General features: G+C 62.9%; 20 protein-coding genes and 1 pseudogene. 10 read left to right on the top strand and 11 right to left on the bottom strand.

The features are described 5' to 3' along the window. Positions 1-54 precede the first annotated feature (54 nt). Positions 55-324, bottom strand: a complete 270-nt coding sequence (locus B5525_RS01650) for a hypothetical protein (protein WP_079564272.1) — start codon at positions 322-324, stop codon at positions 55-57. Between the two features lie 38 nt (positions 325-362). After that, on the bottom strand, positions 363-605 hold the full coding sequence (locus B5525_RS01655) for a hypothetical protein (RefSeq protein ID WP_079564273.1): 243 nt from the start codon (positions 603-605) through the stop codon (positions 363-365). A gap of 205 nt (positions 606-810) precedes the next feature. Here B5525_RS01655 and B5525_RS01660 point away from each other — a divergent pair, with 205 nt between their 5' ends. The 7 genes from B5525_RS01660 to B5525_RS01690 all read left to right on the top strand — a co-directional run bounded on the left by B5525_RS01660 (position 811) and on the right by B5525_RS01690 (position 5836). Next, positions 811-990: a hypothetical protein gene (locus B5525_RS01660; RefSeq protein ID WP_079564275.1), complete on the top strand. Its 180-nt coding sequence runs from the start codon at positions 811-813 to the stop codon at positions 988-990. A 157-nt stretch (positions 991-1147) separates the two neighbouring features. Continuing rightward, entirely contained in the window at positions 1148-2353 is a 1206-nt protein-coding gene (locus tag B5525_RS01665; protein ID WP_079564277.1) for an OpgC domain-containing protein, read from the top strand. A gap of 123 nt (positions 2354-2476) precedes the next feature. Further along, entirely contained in the window at positions 2477-2812 is a 336-nt protein-coding gene (locus B5525_RS01670; RefSeq protein WP_079564279.1) for a hypothetical protein, read from the top strand. A gap of 104 nt (positions 2813-2916) precedes the next feature. Continuing rightward, positions 2917-3153 carry a hypothetical protein gene (locus B5525_RS01675; protein ID WP_079564280.1) on the top strand — a complete coding sequence of 79 codons (237 nt, stop codon included), beginning with the start codon at positions 2917-2919 and terminating at the stop codon, positions 3151-3153. Positions 3154-3419: 266 nt separating this feature from the next. Then, complete coding sequence (locus B5525_RS01680; protein ID WP_079564282.1) at positions 3420-3719, top strand: hypothetical protein; 300 nt, start codon at positions 3420-3422, stop codon at positions 3717-3719. Between the two features lie 173 nt (positions 3720-3892). After that, the gene (locus B5525_RS01685; RefSeq protein WP_154073774.1) at positions 3893-5164 is read left to right on the top strand and encodes a lytic murein transglycosylase; all 1272 of its coding nucleotides are present in this window, start codon (positions 3893-3895) and stop codon (positions 5162-5164) included. Between the two features lie 171 nt (positions 5165-5335). After that, positions 5336-5836 (top strand): DUF1993 domain-containing protein, encoded by a 501-nt coding sequence (locus tag B5525_RS01690; protein ID WP_079564285.1) that lies wholly within the window; start codon positions 5336-5338, stop codon positions 5834-5836. A 127-nt stretch (positions 5837-5963) separates the two neighbouring features. Here the strand turns inward: B5525_RS01690 and B5525_RS01695 are convergent, their stop codons facing one another. From B5525_RS01695 to B5525_RS01700, 3 genes are all read right to left on the bottom strand, one after another. Further along, the gene (locus B5525_RS01695) at positions 5964-6725 is read right to left on the bottom strand and encodes a DUF4239 domain-containing protein (RefSeq protein WP_079564286.1); all 762 of its coding nucleotides are present in this window, start codon (positions 6723-6725) and stop codon (positions 5964-5966) included. Positions 6726-6916: 191 nt separating this feature from the next. After that, positions 6917-7129, bottom strand: a complete 213-nt coding sequence (locus B5525_RS43490) for a hypothetical protein (RefSeq protein ID WP_154073012.1) — start codon at positions 7127-7129, stop codon at positions 6917-6919. Between the two features lie 78 nt (positions 7130-7207). Then, complete coding sequence (locus B5525_RS01700; RefSeq protein WP_079564288.1) at positions 7208-8533, bottom strand: TAXI family TRAP transporter solute-binding subunit; 1326 nt, start codon at positions 8531-8533, stop codon at positions 7208-7210. 254 nt (positions 8534-8787) lie between these two features. Between B5525_RS01700 and B5525_RS43495 the strand changes: the two are divergent. The 3 genes and pseudogenes from B5525_RS43495 to B5525_RS01715 form a co-directional block, all read left to right on the top strand. After that, a pseudogene (locus B5525_RS43495) lies at positions 8788-8919 on the top strand (DUF1993 family protein); the annotation flags it as partial. Positions 8920-9384: 465 nt separating this feature from the next. Beyond that, positions 9385-10488 carry an alkene reductase gene (locus B5525_RS01710; RefSeq protein WP_079564289.1) on the top strand — a complete coding sequence of 368 codons (1104 nt, stop codon included), beginning with the start codon at positions 9385-9387 and terminating at the stop codon, positions 10486-10488. Between the two features lie 232 nt (positions 10489-10720). Next, positions 10721-11548 (top strand): tetratricopeptide repeat protein, encoded by an 828-nt coding sequence (locus tag B5525_RS01715; RefSeq protein ID WP_079564291.1) that lies wholly within the window; start codon positions 10721-10723, stop codon positions 11546-11548. Positions 11549-11754: 206 nt separating this feature from the next. Here B5525_RS01715 and B5525_RS01720 read toward each other — a convergent pair whose 3' ends face one another. The 6 genes from B5525_RS01720 to B5525_RS01745 form a co-directional block, all read right to left on the bottom strand. Then, on the bottom strand, positions 11755-12462 hold the full coding sequence (locus B5525_RS01720; protein ID WP_079564293.1) for a hypothetical protein: 708 nt from the start codon (positions 12460-12462) through the stop codon (positions 11755-11757). 372 nt (positions 12463-12834) lie between these two features. After that, positions 12835-14577: an ABC transporter substrate-binding protein gene (locus B5525_RS01725; RefSeq protein WP_425305284.1), complete on the bottom strand. Its 1743-nt coding sequence runs from the start codon at positions 14575-14577 to the stop codon at positions 12835-12837. 127 nt (positions 14578-14704) lie between these two features. Then, entirely contained in the window at positions 14705-15034 is a 330-nt protein-coding gene (locus B5525_RS01730) for a DUF2160 domain-containing protein (protein ID WP_079564296.1), read from the bottom strand. 202 nt (positions 15035-15236) lie between these two features. Beyond that, complete coding sequence (locus B5525_RS01735) at positions 15237-16043, bottom strand: carbohydrate ABC transporter permease (RefSeq protein WP_079564298.1); 807 nt, start codon at positions 16041-16043, stop codon at positions 15237-15239. Further along, positions 16043-16954 (bottom strand): carbohydrate ABC transporter permease, encoded by a 912-nt coding sequence (locus B5525_RS01740; RefSeq protein ID WP_079564299.1) that lies wholly within the window; start codon positions 16952-16954, stop codon positions 16043-16045. Before B5525_RS01740 ends, B5525_RS01735 begins: the two co-directional genes overlap by 1 nt. Beyond that, positions 16954-18036: an ABC transporter ATP-binding protein gene (locus B5525_RS01745; RefSeq protein WP_079564301.1), complete on the bottom strand. Its 1083-nt coding sequence runs from the start codon at positions 18034-18036 to the stop codon at positions 16954-16956. Before B5525_RS01745 ends, B5525_RS01740 begins: the two co-directional genes overlap by 1 nt. Positions 18037-18044 lie beyond the last annotated feature (8 nt).

The following is an 18044-nucleotide window of genomic DNA, read 5'->3' on the forward strand; positions in this document are numbered from 1 at the left end:
TCCGTCTCATGGTTGGGCGGCTCGCCTCGTTTCGCAAGGCCTTTTCGCAAGGCCTTATCGCACCAGCGACTTCCACCGTTCCGCAGCATTGATCGCCGGCGCCCACAGCGCATCCGCGGGCTGGCCGCGATGCAGCGCCTTGCCGATCTCGCAAATCGCCATGAAGGCGCTGGAGCGCGCCTCCTCGACTTCCAGCGGCGCTTCGGCGTGGGCCTGAACGAGGCCGACGAGGCCGTTCAGGATCGGCAACGCGACGGCTGCCGGCTCGTGTTCGGCGGCCTTCAGGGCTTCGACGATGGCGACCGCTTTCTCGGAATCGGTCATATGCCTAGTTTCATGGATATCGTTTCATGGGAGCCGTTTCAATATCTGTCCAGGCCGGGATAAACGCCGCCGGTGGTGCGGAAAATTCCGGTTCGCAGGCAGGCGCGCTTTTCATTCTTGCAACTGGAGAAACACTGGGTCGCGGCGTCTCCGGTGCGGTGGAAACAGGCGTTGTTGCAGCTATCCTCGTGCTCGGAGCAGGAGTCGGCCATCGCCTCCGAGGCGAGCGCCATCCAAACGGCGCCGCCAGCAACCAAAGCCAACGCAAAACCCTTGCGCATATGCACCTCCCCGCCCGCCTTTGGCGATCATCCACGGGCCTTTGCCCCGCCGCAAGGCAAAATCGGGCCAGACTAGCCGCACGCCACATCCTGCCGCGCCAAAACACCGGCGTCGACTTCTTTCCCGCAAACTTCCGCCGTGATCGGCGGACTACATCGCAGCCACCAGCGCCCGAGAATTTGTATCTCGTATTCGGGGGACGACATGAGAAGACCTGCCAGCATTCGCTTGCCCAAGAACGTGTTGTTTCAGGACGACGCGGCGAGGCCGGATCTCGAGGCCCTTCAGACCGCGAAGGACCGGCAGGACGAGTCCCACCAGAAACTGGACGAGTTCATCGCGGCCGCGCTCGCCGAGCTCGGCGGCGGGGATCAGCCCGCCTAGAAGCTCCCCGCACCGCCCCTCCCCCGGCCGGTCCGATAGCGACCCCACCGGTCGATTTCCGCCATTACGCCGGCATTGACTGGCGACCCTCCTTGCGATGTGCTTGCGCCCGAGAAAAACGCGTCGGCGGGGGCTGGCGCGAATTCAGGGGGAGACCATGGTCGCCAACCAGAACGCGGGTTCGCTCTCGCGCGCCATCGAACGGGACCTCAGGCTCGATCTGTTCCGCGGGATCGGGCTGTGCATGATCTTCCTCGATCACATCCCGCATGACGTCGTGGCCTGGCTGACGCTGCGCAACTACGGCTTCAGCGACGCCGCCGAGTTCTTCGTGTTCATTTCGGGCTATCTCGCTGGCTATATCTACGGCCCGATCGTGGGCTCGGGCAATTTTCTCGCGGCCACCAAGCGGCTGGTGATGCGGGCCTGGCAGATGTACGTCGCCCACATCCTGCTGTTCCTGGTGTTCACGGCGCAGATCGCGCGCACGGCCAGGCGATTCGACAACCCGATGTACAAGGACGAACTCAACGTCGCCAATTTTCTCCAGCATCCCGACGTGCTGATCGGACAGGCGCTGACGCTGCGCTACAAGCCGGTCAACCTCGATGTGCTGCCGCTCTATATCGCGCTGGTGCTGGCCTCGCCGCTGATCCTGTGGTGCCTGATGCGCCGTCCGAACCTGACGCTCGCCGCCTCGGTGGTGCTGTATATCGCGGCGCGCTGGTTCGACCTCAATCTCGCCTCGTATCCGCCCGGCACGACCTGGTACTTCAATCCGTTCGCGTGGCAAATGATGTTCGTGTTCGCGGCATGGTGCGGCGTCGGCGGCTTCGCCAAGATCGAGTGGGTGATCAGGTCGCGCCTGGCGCTGATACTGGCGCTGGCGTGGATCGCGTTTGCGTTCGTGATCGTGATGACCTGGCACATTCCGATTTTGGATGCGTCGATCCCGAAATGGATGATCAAGGCGATCTATCCGATCGACAAGACCGATCTCGACATGCTGCGCTTCACGCACTTCCTGGCGCTGGCGGTCGTCGTCGTGCGATATTTGCCGCGCAACTGGGCGGCGCTCCATTCGAGATGGCTGCGTCCGCTGATCCTGTGCGGCCAGCATTCGCTGCCGATCTTCTGCCTCAGCGTCTTCCTGTCGTTCGGGGCGCACTGGATCCTGATGCAATATACGCGCGGCGTCTGGGAGCAGCTCGCCGTCAGCGCCGGCGGCATCCTGATCATGATCGCGGTCGCATGGGGTCTCGACCGGGCCGCGAAGGTCCCGGTTCTGTTCGTCGAGACCGCGGAGGCCGACGGCACCGGCGTGGCGATGGAGCCCGCGAAAGCCGAACCGGCGGTGGCTTGAACGAGGCCGCGAGCCGGACGGCCGGCATCAACAACGCATTCGCCGCCGCGCATTGCAAAGCCCGTGCGGCGATTGCATACTTGATCGCATCGAATATGTGACTTGACTTTAAGGACCTAAGAAATGGCGGAAGCCGATCTGGACGTCGTTATTCGGCAGCTTGCCAAACAACAGCACAAGGGCCTGATGGCCGCCGCGAAAAGCCGGCGCGATCGCTTTGCCGGCCTCGCCGCCAAGGCCAGGGACAAGCAGGCGAAGGATCGCTACAAGCAGATCGCCAGAAATACCATGGAGCAGGCGAGCTTTGCCGCCAAGCGGCTGCAGATTTCCGCCGACAACGCCGCCGACAGCTATGCCAGGTCGATGCGAAACGCCGCGGCCGACCTCGCCGCCAGGCAGGCGAGCGAGAAGGCGGCCGAAAAGCCGGTCAAGAAGGCTGCCAAGAAGAAAAACTCCTGATCGCCTGGCCGACCTGATCGCCTGGCCGAGAGGTCCGCGGCTAACAGGGAACGTTGGGCCGGCTTGCGCATTTGCTCCCTTGCGAAACGAGGGAGTGCGGATCCGTGAAGCGGACCTTCTTGACCGTTCTCGCCTTCATCGGCGTGCTCGCCTTCCTGGTGCTCTTCATCGCGGACCGGGAGATGCAGTCCGGCATCGATAGGCTTTCACGCTACCGGTTCTCGCCGCGCCCCGCGCTCGATGCGGGCGAAGGCCTGCAACTCGTGAGCAGGCCCACTCGGTCTGGCCTGCCGCCGAAGGCGGGCGATGCAGCTCTCGAACAACAGGCTTCGGAACAATAATAAAGGGCCGCCGGGAGTATGTTCCGACGGCCCACCGGGCTCAAAATTGATTGGGAATGGCAACGGCGCTCCAGCCCCGGTCTAGGAGGAAACTAACCGGTAGATGCCGCAATTGTGGAGTCGAAAATGCTGTTCCGCAGTGCGGAACAAGACAGTTGTTGCAGCAACGCCACGAAATGCGTCACAAATCGGTCAGGGAAGCTTCCTCTTATCGCACGTGACGGGCGGATCAAGCTTCAGCTTTCGCGAAACGGTCGGGAGGCCTCATGCGCATCACCTTAGCCCTCGCGTCCCTGCTCGTGCTTGTTGCCACCGCGAGCAGCCAGGCGGAGGACAACAGGGCCTGCATCCTGAAGGCCACCGAAGCGCTGCCCCGCATCGCCGGCCTCGCCGTCACGAAGACCCGGACCCGTCCCGTTCCAGCGGAAATCATGGCGACGTGGCGGGGCCAGACGCGGCCGATCATGGTGGATGTCGATATCGTCGCGGCGGGCGCGGCGGAGACTTATTCCTACATCTGCGTGCTGACCAACAAGACCGCGTTCGTGCGCCGGGTGATGAGCTAGCGGACCCGCCGGCGCGCCTCGGCAGGATTCTTGGCAGGACATGACGCCGGGCGTCGAATGATGCTAGGACAGCCCCGTCTCTGGCGAATTGGCCCATCCCCGGTAACCCCATGCGAAGATTTTCGACGACACGATTGATTCTCGGTGCGGCCCTTCTGGCGCTGCTGGCCCTGATGCTGGTGTGGGGCCCTCGACCGGCACCCGCGCAGCCCATGCCGGCGCCGGCCCGGCCCATCGCCGCCCCCTCGCCCCGCGCCGCGGCCTGCCACAACGGCCTGTCGTTCGACCGCTTCCTCGGCGAGCTCAAACAACAGGCGGCCGCCGCCGGCGTGTCGCAACGCACGCTGGCCGAGGCCTCGCCCTACCTCGTCTACGACCAGGGCATCGTCAACCGCGACCGCGGCCAGCGCGTGTTCGGCCAGGTGTTCACCGAATTCGCCGGCCGTATGGCCGCGACCTACCGGATGCAGCAGGGCCAGGCCAAGATCAAAGCGTACGCGGCAGCGTTCGCGCGCGCCGAGAAGGAGTATGGCGTGCCGCCGGCGGTGATCGCCGCGTTCTGGGGGCTCGAAAGCGATTTCGGTGCCAACATGGGCAATCTGCCGACACTGCGCTCGCTGGTGTCGCTGGCCTATGACTGCCGCCGCTCCGAGCGGTTCGCGGGCGAGACCATCGCCGCGCTCAAAATCATCGACCGCGGCGACCTCACGCCGGACGAGATGGTCGGCTCCTGGGCGGGCGAACTCGGCCAGACGCAATTCCTGCCGACGCATTATTTCACCTACGCCGTCGATTACGACGGCGACGGCCGCCGCGATCTCCTGCGCAGCCCGGCCGACGTGATCGGCTCGACCGCGAACTACATCGCGACCGGATTGAAATGGCGGCGCGGCGAACCCTGGCTGCAGGAAGTGCGCGTGCCCAACGCTCCTAGTTTTCCCTGGGACCAGGCCGATCTCACCATTCAATTGCCGCGGTCGAAATGGGCGCAGCTCGGCGTCACCTTCGCCGACGGCAAGGCGCTGCCGAACGATGAGTTGCCGGCCTCGCTGCTGTTGCCGATGGGCCGCATGGGGCCGGCGTTTCTCGCTTACGCGAATTTCGCCGCCTACACCGAATGGAACAATTCGCTGATCTATTCGACCACCGCAGGCTATCTCGCCACCCGCATCGCGGGTGCTGCGCCGATGCATCGTCCCGCAGCTCCCGTCGCGCAGCTGCCGTTCAACGAGCTGCGCGAGCTGCAGCAATTGTTGGTGCGCGCGGGTTTCAATGTCGGCAAGGTCGATGGTGTGATGGGCCAGCAGAGCCGCAGCGCGGTCAAGGCGATGCAGATCAAATACGGCCTGCCGGCGGATTCCTGGCCCACCGCCGAATTGCTGGCACGCATGCGCGGTCTCCGCGCGCCGGTCCCAGTGGCGGCGGGAGCCGCGGCGGTGCGGTAGATTTTATCCTCCGTCATTGCCTGCGACAAACGCGAAGCGTTTGCGCAAGGGAGCGAAGCGACGAAGCAATCCAGCTTTCTTTCTTGCTGTTCTATGGATTGCTTCGCTTCGGTCGCAATGACGGGTAATGCAGAGCCTGAAACGAAATCTTCCACAAAGAAAGAACCTCCCATGTCCTTCTACGACGCGACCGTGCCGGCCTTCCTGCAAATCCTCGGCAGCCTCACCGGGCTTCTCACCAAGGCCGAGGCGCACTGCAAGGCCAAGAACATCCAGCCCGAGATATTGCTCTCCGCGCGGCTCTATCCGGACATGCTGCCGCTCAGCCGCCAGATCCAGCTCGCCTGCGATTTCGCGGGAAAAAGCTGCGCGCGGCTGACGCACAGCGAAGTGCCGGTCACTGCCGACACCGAAAAGACCTTCGATGAGCTGAAGCAGCGGCTCGCCAAGACCATCGATTATCTCAAGACGTTCAAGCCGGCGCAGTTCGAGGGCGCGGATGCGCGCGACGTGACCTTTCCGGTGGGACCGACCAACATGACGCTGAAGGGCCAGCAATTCGCCAGCGCCGTTGCCTTCCCGAATTTCTACTTCCACGCCGCCATCGCCCACGGCCTCCTGCGCCACAACGGCGTGGAAGTCGGCAAACGGGATTTCCTCGGGCTGAGCTAGGCCGTAAATTCGGACATCTCGGCACAACGCGGGTTTTGATCAAGTCGAAGAACCGCTCCAGGAGGTCGCGACGATCGCAATAGCAGTCGGGGCTTGCTCTGGCCGGCAACCCCGATCATGCAATTGCTCAGGAACCGAGAGGCGCAAGCGCGTTGCGCAGTGGCGCACTGGAGATTTGCATCAGCCCCGCAAACGGCTGACCCAGCTCCAGGATCAGATAAATCGCCCCTGCCGCCGACAGCGCAAAGATGAGCAGAGAGCCGATAACGATTGCGTTGGGTCGGGCAAACAGGCTGAAGCTTGCAAAGATGATGGTGAGCCAGAAAATCAGCACCACCAGGAAGGGCATGGGGATTGAACTATCTGTCTGCGCGAACAGCAGCAGGCGCGTTTGCGCAATGTCGGTACTGACCTGTATCGCTCGGGCTTGCAGGGAGCGTTGGGAATCGTTCTGTGGCGAAAGTTCCTGAAGTTTCGCATAGAATGCTTCACTTGCGTCGCTCGCCTGGAACGGGGCCGCCTTGGCAGCATCGGAACTGTTCTCACGCCACATTCGATCGGCCAAAATAGCGGTGCCACGCCGCAACAGTTTGCGAGTAGCGCCCGTCTCTGGTCCGTACTGCCCCAGGAGATTGTCGAGCAGGACAATATTGGCTGTCATCTGCTTGATTTCAGTGCTCTGCGTGTCGTACGAACTCTTCGCGGATGCGATCAGCAGGCCGAGGACAAGCGCGGCTATCGTCCCGATGAGGCCCGTGCCCAGCCTGACCACATCCTTCGCATCCGTGCTCAGATGATGCTCTGCCAAGGTGTTGCGGAGGAACATACCGAGCAAGACGCCGCCTGAGATGCATATAAACGTGATGCAAGATAACGCGATTGCGCTCATGATTCGTCACTCTTGGGAGGCCACGGGGACTTCACATCGCACTACCTTATTGAAGAGACGGTTTCCCACCCGACGTTCTCCAGTCAGCCGCTATCGCAAAACCGCTGTATACGTTCGACGGAGTGCGGCCGCAGACGCTCTGCCGCGCATTATTGGCGCGGCATGTTTTGAGCTGATGCGTCACGGGATTGTCAGTACACCCGGCGCCGAACAGCCACCCCCCGCGGCGCCCGAACAACACCGACAGCAGGACGGACAACAGGCCGTGCGACGACAGCGGCCCCGCCGGCGGCGACGCAGCCTGCACGAACCACGCCGCGTGCGCAGACGACCGCGCTTGCCTCCATGGTGCTCAAGGCGAGGAAGCTTCCGGCCAACAACACAGGAATCATCAGATGTTTCATGACAGCTCTCCTTGGGTGGTAAAGCGAACATTCCGTCAATCGCGCTTCTGCGTCGTTTGGCGCTCAATGCTGTGTTGCTCAGGCCGCGGAAGCAACGACCGGTTTTTTTGCAAGCGCCGCTCGTCGATCGTGAATCAGGTTCTCCAACCGGTGTGCTGCCACGTTCAATGTAACGGCATCCACCGCGTTCTCGTCGCCGCGGGCAGATTTGGCACGTTCGGCTTTGAGAATGTTATCGATCTCCTCTTCGATCGCCGACAGCTCGGCGTCTGTGCCGACGTTCCGGATCCGGCGCGCCAAGGCATAGAGACTATCCAAAGGGCCTTCCGGAATGGCGGGCCCGCCGATGCCCAGAAACTTCCACGCCGCGGCAAGCATGGTGGCAACGCCACCCAGCACCATCGGCGTCAGATAGATCCAGTTGCCGTATTCATCCATAAAACTCTGCGTGGTGCTGTTGTAAACGGCTGCCGCTCCAGGGTGCAGCGGAAGGTAGGCATCCTGGTCGGTACTGGGCGCGGTGATCTGCGCGAAAATCGGCTGCTCGCGCAGAAGATCCCTGCGCACCCTCATGATCGCCTGCGTGAGGCGGGTCACCAGATCAGTGCCGAGCTTCTTCTGCGCAACCAGGTATAGTGAGGTCCGCAAGGTGGTCAGGTCATCCTCCGGAACCGGCGGCGATCCCCGCAGCGTGCCCTTCGGGACGTCGAAACTTTCAAAGGCACGTTCGGTCTCCGCAATTGCTCCGGCGGACCCGATGGGGATCAGTACCGGCGCCTTTTTGTGGTCCAGCTGAAAAAATCCGCGAACGAGCGATAGATACTTTTCGGCCAGCGGGATCGCGACAAGCAGGGCACTGACCTGTTTTGACTGAATGGCTTGCCGGACATCCGTCAAAGCAAGGTTCTTGAATACAACCTTTGCGTTCGCCAGATCATATTCCGTGGTCAACACATTGACAATTTTGGCGTTCGCTGCTCCGCCGACCACGCCGATCGCATGTCCCTTCAGGCCGTCGATGCTGTCGATGGAGGATCCGGGCGGCGCAATGATCAGCACGACCACATGGCTGACGACAACAACGGCTTGCGCCTGCGACAAGTCGCCGACATCGCCGCGAACCACGGCGAGATCGACTTTACCGGCAGAAAACGCATTAGCGGCCTCAAGAGCCGTCCCGCTGTCGATAACCTTAAGCCTTACAGAAGCGTTCGTCGAAACGAGCTCGCTTGCTATCGCCGACATTGCCTTGGCAGCCTCACCGTCAATGGAGCCGACCGCCACGGTCAGCGTTGCCGGGCGTGTGTAGTACCGATAGGCAAGGAGACCGGCGCCTGCGGCAAAAACGGCCACACCTATAAGCAGGACAAAGCGAAGCCAGAGCGGCAAATTCTGTGAAGCCATGTCCGTCACTCCAAACGCTCGGGGCCGATACCAGATTCGGTCAATGACTCCGAAAGATGGCCGGTGCGTGAGGCCGAGCTTCGTTGGCCGCCTCCGCCGTTCACACGTTACGCTGCCCTCTTGACCTCAGGCTGTCTATGCAATTTCGGCCAATTCGCTCAGATGACGAATACACAGGCCAGCATTGGGATGGAATGGTCACAGTAGGAACGGCCGTTTCCAGCCGCCCCCTTTCCGGTGGGACCGACCAACAGACGCTGAAGGGCCAGCAATTCGCCAGCGCGTTTGCCTTTCCCAACTTCTACTTCCACGCCGCCACCGCCCACGGCATCCAGCGTCACAACGGCGTGGAAGTGGGAAAACGGGATTTTCTCGGGGTGAGCTGAGATCGCCGACCCTCATGGTGAGGAGGCGCGTTAGCGCCGTCTCGAACCATGAGGCCACGGGCCTCACCTCATCCTTCGAGACGCGGCCAACGGGTCCGCGCAAAGCGCGGCCCGATGATAAACTCCGTCGCCGCTCCCCAGGATGAGGAGAGAGACCGAAAGATTTCGAGGAACAGCCGCCGACGGACGCCAACAGTGCCGTTCAGTCGCCAGAACACCGGTCGGAAGGACGCCGATGCTGCAGCGTTCCTGATTTCGAATAAATCTTGCCGCGTCAATACGCGAACACCGCTTATCGACGCTGGTCCCCTGGCCGGGATCGTGCGGGGCTAGACTGCGCTTTTCGAATGGCTGGCGACTTGCCGGGGCCGTTTGCAGTGCACACTTGTTTTATGACTTGTCGTTGCCCCTTCGCTCTGACCTGTCCCGCCTCCTCTGCCGTCCCCAACCCCGAGAGCCAAAAAAATGAGCACGTCGTCCAAACTCTTCGAGCCCTACAAACTTGGCCCGATCACGCTTTCCAACCGAATTGTGATGGCGCCGCTGACGCGCAACCGCGCGGTCGCAGGCCTGGTGCCGAACCCGCTGGCGGTTGACTACTACGGGCAGCGCGCGTCCGCGGGACTTCTGGTCACCGAAGCGAGCCAGATCTCGCAGCAAGGCCAGGGCTATCAGGACACGCCCGGCATCTACTCCAGGGAACAGGTCGCCGGCTGGCGCAAGGTGACGAACCGCGTGCACGAGCGCGGCGGCCGCATCTTCATCCAGCTCTGGCATGTCGGCCGCATCTCCCACACTTCGCTGCAGGCGAAGGGCGGTGCACCGGTGGCGCCATCGGCGATCCCCGCCAAGGGCAAGACCTTCGTCAATGGCACCTTTGCCGATGTATCGGCGCCGCGCGCGCTGACGCTGGAGGAAATTCCGGGGATCATCGAGGGCTTTAGGCGCGGCGCCGCGAACGCGCTGGAAGCGGGTTTCGACGGCGTCGAAATCCATGGCGCCAACGGCTATCTGCTCGACCAGTTCGCCAAGGACGGCGCCAACAAGCGCACCGATGCCTATGGCGGATCGATCGAGAACCGCGCCAAGCTGATGCTGGAAGTCTCCAAGGCGGTGGCCGCCGAAGCCGGCGCCGAGCGCACCGGCATCCGCATCTCGCCGGTGACGCCGGCCAACGACATCTCCGATTCCAATCCGCAGCCGCTGTTCGACTACATCGTCGATCATCTCAGCGCGCTGAAGCTCGTTTATCTCCACGTCATCGAGGGCGCCACCGGCGGCCCGCGCGACATCGCCCTTTTCGACTACGCTTCCTTGCGCAAGCGTTTTGCGGGCGCCTACATGGCCAACAACGGCTATGACCTCGAACTCGCCAACAAGGTGCTGGCGGCCGGTGAAGCCGACCTGATCGCGTTCGGAAAACTGTTCATTTCGAATCCCGATTTGGTCGAACGCCTCAAGCACGGCGCACCGCTGAACGCGCCCGACAAGGCGACGTTCTATGGCGGCGGCGCCAAGGGATATACGGATTATCCGACGCTGAGCGCGGCGCTGGATCCGGCGGAGTAAGGATTCATCCTTAGCCGTCGTTGCAAAGGCCGGGATTGCTCCCGGCCTTTTTTCTTTCGTCATGCCCCGCGGAGGCGGGGCATCCAGTATTCGCCAGCGCCAGAGATAGATGCGAGAAGCCGCGGCGTACTGGATCGTCCGCCGGAGCCTGTCATCGGGCGCGCATTCGCGCGACCCGTTGGCGGACGATGACGCAGGTTGCGGGCCTCCCCGGTTGTTCTAAGGTGCCGGCATGAGCCAGCACACCGCCGAAGAAACCGTTCGCCGCGCTACTGCCGCCTTCAATGCCGGCCAGCGCGACGAGGCGCGCAAGGTCTGCGAACAGGGATTGAGCCGCGCGCCCGGCGATCCCATGCTCAGCCATCTCCTGGCCGCCGTGCTGTTTTCGCAAGGCGAGATCGGTGCCGCGCGCGGCCATGTCGAGACCAGTCTCGCCAACCGACCCGGCAATGCCGCAGCCCATCTGCTCGCCGCGCGGATCGCCCGCGCCACCGGCGATTTTAACGGCGCGCTCGATCATCTCGATCGCGCGATCGCGCTGGCGCCGCAGCGGGAGGCGTTTGTCGAAAAGGCCCGCACGCTGGATCAGGCAAGTCTTCACCAGTCAAGCTTGCGGCCACAGGCGCGCGAGGCATGGCAAGCGATTCTGAAAGTGGTGCCGCGGAATGCCGAGGCCGCGGCGCGATTGGGACGGCTGGCGTGGGAGGATGGCGACCACACCCTCGCGGCATCGCTGCTCGAACGCGCGGTCGCGGGTGATGCTCCCGCGTCGGCATGGTTCGATCTCGGACTGGTCCAGCAGGATTTGCACGACTACAACAGAGCCGCCGCGGCCTACCGCACGGCGCTGGAGAAGAAGCCCGACCATGCCGAGGCTGCGCTCAATCTCGGCACCGTGCTGCAGGAAAAAAGCGATCTCGACGGAGCGATGGCCGCCTATGCGGCGGCCTATCGGCTTCGCCCAGCGATGTTCGGCAGCATCGCGATGGCGCTGACCTCGGCGCCGCACGGCCGGTTGTGGCTGGACGAGGCCGCGCTGCGACGCTCGCTCGGCGGTTAGTCCGGATAATTTGGGCTAAGGCGCAGCGGCGGTTGGCCATGGCTCCCGCTCTTCGCTCTTCGCGGGGTCGAGACGAGCGAAGCTCGCTCTGAGAGGGTTGGGGTGAGGGGCTCTCTCGGCGAACTCGACTCGCGGAGAGTCCCCCTCACCCGCCGCGCAAGAGCGCGGCGACCTCTCCCCGCAAGCGGGGCGAGGTGAACGCACTGTCACGCTCGTCCCCTTCGCGCGCGAAAGCGCTTGCGGTAGACGCCGGGGGTGGCCAGCACTTCGGAAACGGTCTTCGCATAGGCCGCCTGATGCGGCTCATCGAAACTCTCAAACACCAGTTCGGGCGCGGTGCGCGGCACCGCGAAACACTGCGCCACCGGCGTGCCTTTCGGCAGCACGCCGGAAAAATCGGGCTTCGTCCACAGCGCCGGAAAATTGATGCCGCCGTCGTGGAAACGATCGGCGTCTACCAGTCCGGAAATCAGACGAAACGGCAGTTCGTCGCGATTGATCGGATGGGTGGCGAACAGCGACCAGCCGGGCTCGAGCTCGATGGTCCAGAAACTGTTGAACTTGATCGCGGCCTGACCTTCACGCGCGAACGGTGCTTCCGCGAACTGGGCCGGGACATGGAAGCTCAGGGGCGCGCGCGGATGCCCCGGGGTCGCCGGCTCCGGAATGCCCCACTCCCATGAAAACGCGCCGCGCTCGACGATGACGTCGCAGGGCAACGGGATCAAGACGCCATAGGCCATGGCGTCGACAAAGGGCGGGCATTGCTTGACGGTACGGATCTCGCGCCCGTGGAGGTCCGAATGCGCTTTCGCGGGCATCGCCCGCAGCCAGTCCGGCAAGCCCCCGCGCGCCGGCACCGGTCGCGGCAGATGCTCCGACAAGGCCGGATCGCAGCGAAAGATCATGCGCATGGCGAGGCTCCCTGACTCGTCAGGCCCGCGAAAGCGGGCATCCGGTAATCGCCGCCGCCAGCGATGGAATCGAGAAGCCGCGGCGTCCTGGATCGTCCGCCTTCGTGGACGATGACTGCAGTATAATAACTGTCATTGCGAGCGAAGCGAAGCAATCCAGCTTATGGCCTGATCAAAGGAAGCTGGATTGCTTCGTCGCTTTCGCTCCTCGCAATGACGACGGAAAAAAGGCCGGGATCGCTCCCGGCCTTCTTTTTCTCTTTCGTCATGCCCCGCGAGGGCGGGGCATCCGATAACCCGCGCCGTCCGCGACCAAATCGAGAAGGCGCGGCGTACTGGATCGTCCGGTCAAGCCGGACGATGACAGCGGCCTCAGTTCGCCGAGGCGCGCTTCGGGGGCGAGGCCGGCCACGACTTGATCAGGGTATCGTAGTCGATGGTTTCGCCCTTCGGCTTCTCGTTGGCCAGCTTGCGCTGGGGCGCGATGTTGCCGTCCTTGGCGGACTTCGCGAACCAGTACTCGGCGGTTTCCTTCTTGTTGAGCTTCGGTCCGCAGGCGCCCTGGACGCCGGATTTCTCCAGACGTTCCATCACCGAATCCTGGGCGGAGGCGAGCGAGTCCATCGCGGCCTGCGGCGTCTTCGCACCGGACGACGCATCGCCGATGTTCTGCCACCACAATTGCGCGAGCTTCGGATAATCCGGCACGTTGTTGCCGGTCGGGGTCCACTGCACGCGCGCCGGCGAGCGGTAGAACTCGATCAGCCCGCCGAGCTTCGGCGCGCGCTCGGTGAACGACTTGTCCCAGATGTCGGACTCACGCGTGAACGTCAGACCGACATGGCTCTTCTTCAGGGTCACCGTCTTGGAGTTGATGAACTGCAGATAGAGCCAGGCCGCCTTGCGGCGGTCGAGCGGGGTCGACTTCAGAAGCGTGGCCGAACCCACGTCCTGGTAGCCGAGCTTCATGCCTTCCTTCCAGTAGGAGCCGTGCGGCGACGGAGCCATGCGCCACTTCGGCGTACCGTCCGCATTCATCACGGGCAGGCCGGGCTTCACCATGTCGGCGGTGAAGGCGGTGTACCAGAAGATCTGCTGGGCGATATTGCCTTGCGCCGGCACCGGACCGGATTCCGAGAAGGTCATGCCTTGCGCCTGCGGCGGGGCATATTTCTTCATCCAGTCGAGGTACTTGACGATCGAATAGACCGCCGCCGGCCCGTTGACGTCGCCGCCACGTTCGACGCTCGAGCCGACGGGGCGGCAGCCTTCCATGCGGATGCCCCATTCGTCGACCGGGAGTCCGTTCGGAAGACCCTTGTCGCCGTTGCCGGCCATCGACAACCACGCGTCGGTGAAGCGCCAGCCCAGCGAGGGATCCTTCTTGCCGTAGTCCATGTGGCCATAGACACGGGTGCCGTTGATTTCCTTGATGTCGTTGGTGAAGAAGTCGGCGATGTCCTCATAGGCCGACCAGTTCACGGGAACACCGAGGTCGTAGCCGTACTTGGCCTTGAACTTGGCCTTGTAGTCGGGATTGGAGAACCAGTCGTAGCGGAACCAATAGAGGTTCGCGAACTGCTGGTCGGGCAACTGGTAGAGATGCCCGTTCGGCGCCGTGGTGAAGGACTTGCCGATGAAGTCGTTGACGTCGAGCTGGGGATCGGTGACGTCCTTGCCCTCGCCGGCCATCCACTCGGTCAGGTCAACCGCCTGGCCGTAGCGGAAGTGGGTGCCGATGAAGTCGGAATCGTTGATCCAGCCGTCATAGACGTTCTTGCCGGACTGCATCTGGGTCTGGATCTTTTCGACGACGTCACCTTCCTGGATGATGTCGTGCTTGACCTTGATGCCGGTGATTTCCTCGAAGGCCTTTGTGAGCGTCTTCGATTCATACTCGTGCACCGTCAGGGTTTCGGAGACCGCGTTGATCTCCATGCCCTTGAAGGGGGCAGCGGCCTTGATGAACCACTGCATTTCCTTCATCTGGTCGTCCTTCGACAGGGTCGAAGGCTGGAATTCGCTATCGATCCACTTCTTGGCTGCGGCTTCGTCGGCAAACGCAGGTGCGGTGACCGCAGCCGAAGCTGCCATCAGCGCGACAGCGCTTGTCATCATCAGAACGCGGGTCCTGATCACAGGCCCCTTGCTTTTCTCTAAGCGTCGCATGTTGGTTCCTCCGTTGCAGCGACAAACTAACCAGGCCCGGGTTAAACCCCGGATCTGCTCTTTTTCACCTGCGTCAGACGGTGCGGAAAATCGCAACGGCCGAAACAAGCGAAATCACGGTGCCGAGCCACAGGCTCGACAATTCAATACCCGCTTCCCCGACCGGAAGCGTCAAAATCGTGTCGGTGCCGACCAGACCAATCCACACCAGGTGAATGACGGCGGCCATGATCAGCGAGATGAACAGCCGGTCGCCGCGCGTGGTCGGAATGCGCAGGACCCCGACGCGCTCGGCTTCCGGATAGGCAATCGCAAGCCAGGTCATGACCGCGAGCGTGCAGGCCAGCAGCACGAAGAAGATCGCGGTCGGCAGCGTCCAGGCCATCCATGCGATGTTTTCCATGACTTACCTCCAACCACACAACGCAGCAGTGCGCCCCCTCTCCCCGCGTGCGGGGAGAGGGCTGGGGTGAGGGGGGCTCTCCGCAGAGACGGACTCGCGGAGAGCTCCCCTCACCCGCATTGCGCTGGCGCGCAATCCGACCTCTCCCCGCAAGCGGGGCGAGGTGAAGGCTCGCGATGGTTTCGATGATGTCATCATCTGATCACACCCTGCCGAGCGCGAAACCGCGCGCGATGTAATTGCGGACGAACCAGATCACCAGCGCGCCCGGAATGATGGTCAAGACGCCGGCGGCGGCCAGCAGGCCCCAGTCCATGCCAGCGGCCGAAACGGTGCGGGTCATGACGGCGGCGATCGGCTTGGCGTTGACCGAAGTCAGCGTCCGCGCCAGCAGCAGCTCGACCCAGGAGAACATGAAGCAGAAGAACGCCGCGACGCCGATGCCGCTGGCGATCAAGGGCACCAGGATCTTGATGAAGAAGCGCGGGAACGAATAGCCGTCGAGGAACGCCGTCTCGTCGATCTCGCGTGGCACGCCGGACACAAACCCTTCCAGGATCCATACCGCCAGCGGCACGTTGAAGATGCAGTGCGCCAGCGCCACGGCCCACGGCGTATCGAACAAATTGATCGCCGAATAGAGATTGAAGAACGGCAGCGCGTAGACCGCCGCCGGCGCCATCCGGTTCGACAGCAGCCAGAAGAACAGATGCTTGTCGCCGAGGAAGCGGTAGCGCGAGAACGCATAGGCGGCCGGCAAGGCCACCGAAATCGAAATCACCGTGTTGATGACGACATATTTCAGCGAGTTGATGTAGCCGGAATACCAGCTCTCGTCGGTGAAGATCCGCATGTAATTGGCTGTTGTCGGCAGGTGCGGCCACAGCGTCATGGTCGACACGATCTCCTCGTTGGTCTTGAAGCTCATATTGACCAGCCAGTAGATCGGCAGCAGCAGGAAGATCAGAAATAGCCCGAGAATGAAGCGGCGGCCGGGAATCGAATGCATCACGCGACTCCCTTTTTCTTGACGACGACCCGGCGCTCGACGCCGGCGTTGGTCATGACGGTGTAGAACACCCAGCACACGATGATGATGATGAGGTTGTAGACCAGCGACAAGGCCGCGGCCTTGCCGAGGTCGAATTGCCCGAGCGCGATCTTGACGAGCTCGATGGAAATGAACGTGGTCGAGTTGCCCGGCCCGCCGCCGGTGACCACGAACGGTTCGGTGTAGATCATAAAGCTGTCCATGAAGCGCAGCAGCACGGCGATCAGGAGCACGCGATGCATCTTCGGCAGCTGGATCGCGGTGAACACCGCCCAGCGCGAGGCGCCGTCGATCTGGGCTGCCTGATAATAGGCGTCGGGTATCGACTTCAGGCCGGCGTAGCACAACAGCGCAACCAGGCTGGTCCAGTGCCAGACATCCATCACGATGACGGTGGCCCAGGCGTCGAACTCGTTGGATACGTAATTGTAGTTGAAGCCGATATTGTTCAGGACATAGCCGAGCAGGCCGATGTCGGGCCGTCCGAAGATCTGCCAGATGGTGCCGACCACGTTCCACGGAATAAGCAGCGGCAGCGCCAGGATCACGAGGCAGGCCGCGACGCTCCAGCCCTCGCGCGGCATCGACAGCGCGACCACGATGCCGAGCGGGACTTCGATCGCGAGAATCACCGCGGAGAAGAACAGATTGCGCCACAGCGACGCAAAAAACCGTCCACCGAGATCGGTCGAGGGATCGAGCAATTCCTTGAACCAGCCGACGCCGTTCCAGAAGAACTGGTTGTTGCCGAAGGTGTCCTGCATCGAATAGTTCACCACCGTCATCAGCGGCAGCACGGCCGAGAACGCCACTACCAGGAACACCGGCAGCACCAGGAACCAGGCTTTCTGGTTGACCGTCTTGTCCATCAATTCCCCTCGACCAGAAGGCTGTCGGCGTAGACGTGAACGTGCGACGGATCGAACACGAGGCCGGCGGCTTTGTCGGGAACCGAAAATCCCGCCGGCACTCTCGCAGCGAATTTAACGTCGCCGACGCGCACGCGTGCGAAACGGATGCGCCCCAAATCGTCGATCCGCTCGATATTGGCCGCCAGCAGCCCGGAGCCCGGCGGCGCGACGTTGACGAATTCGGGACGCACCCCGATCTCGATTTTGGCGCTCGCCGGCAGGCCGTCATAATTGCGGTTCAGCATGATGGTGTGGCCGTCGATCCGCGCCTCGCGGCCGCGGACTTCGGCGGGCACGATGTTCATGCCGGGCGAGCCGATGAAATAGCCGACAAAGGTGTGGGCGGGCTTGTCGAACAGTTCGGCCGGCGTCCCGCTCTGCACCACCCTTCCGTCATGCATCACCACGACCGTATCGGCGAAGGTCAGCGCCTCAGTCTGGTCGTGGGTGACATAGATCATGGTGAGGTCGAGCGCGCGGTGCAGCGCCTTGAGCTTCGAGCGCAGCTGCCATTTCAACTCGGGATCGATCACCGTCAGCGGCTCGTCGAACAAGACGGCGGCGACATCGGAGCGCACCAGCCCGCGGCCGAGCGAGATCTTCTGCTTGGCGTCGGCGGTCAGCCGCTGCGCCTTGCGGGAAAGATACGGCGTGAGGTCGAGCAGGCCTGCGATCTCCGCGACCCGCGCGTCGATCTCGGTCTTGGGCACGCCGCGATTTTTCAAGGGGAACGCCAGATTCTGCCCCACCGTCATGGTGTCGTAGATCACCGGGAACTGGAACACCTGCGCGATATTGCGCCGCTGGGTTGACAGCGGGGTGATGTCGGTGCCGTCGAACAGGATTTTTCCGCGCGACGGCGTCACGATGCCCGAGATCAGGTTGAGCAGCGTGGTCTTGCCGCAGCCCGACGGACCGAGCAGCGCATAGGCGCCGCCCTGCCGCCAGGTCATCGTCACCGGCTTCAGCGCAAAGGATTCCGGGGCAGCGTCATTGCCGCCGTAGGAGTGTGCGAGATCGACGAGGTCAATGCGGGCCATGCTGCATG

It is taken from the genome of Bradyrhizobium erythrophlei (assembly GCF_900129505.1).
GTDB classification, from domain to species: Bacteria; Pseudomonadota; Alphaproteobacteria; order Rhizobiales; family Xanthobacteraceae; genus Bradyrhizobium; species Bradyrhizobium erythrophlei_D.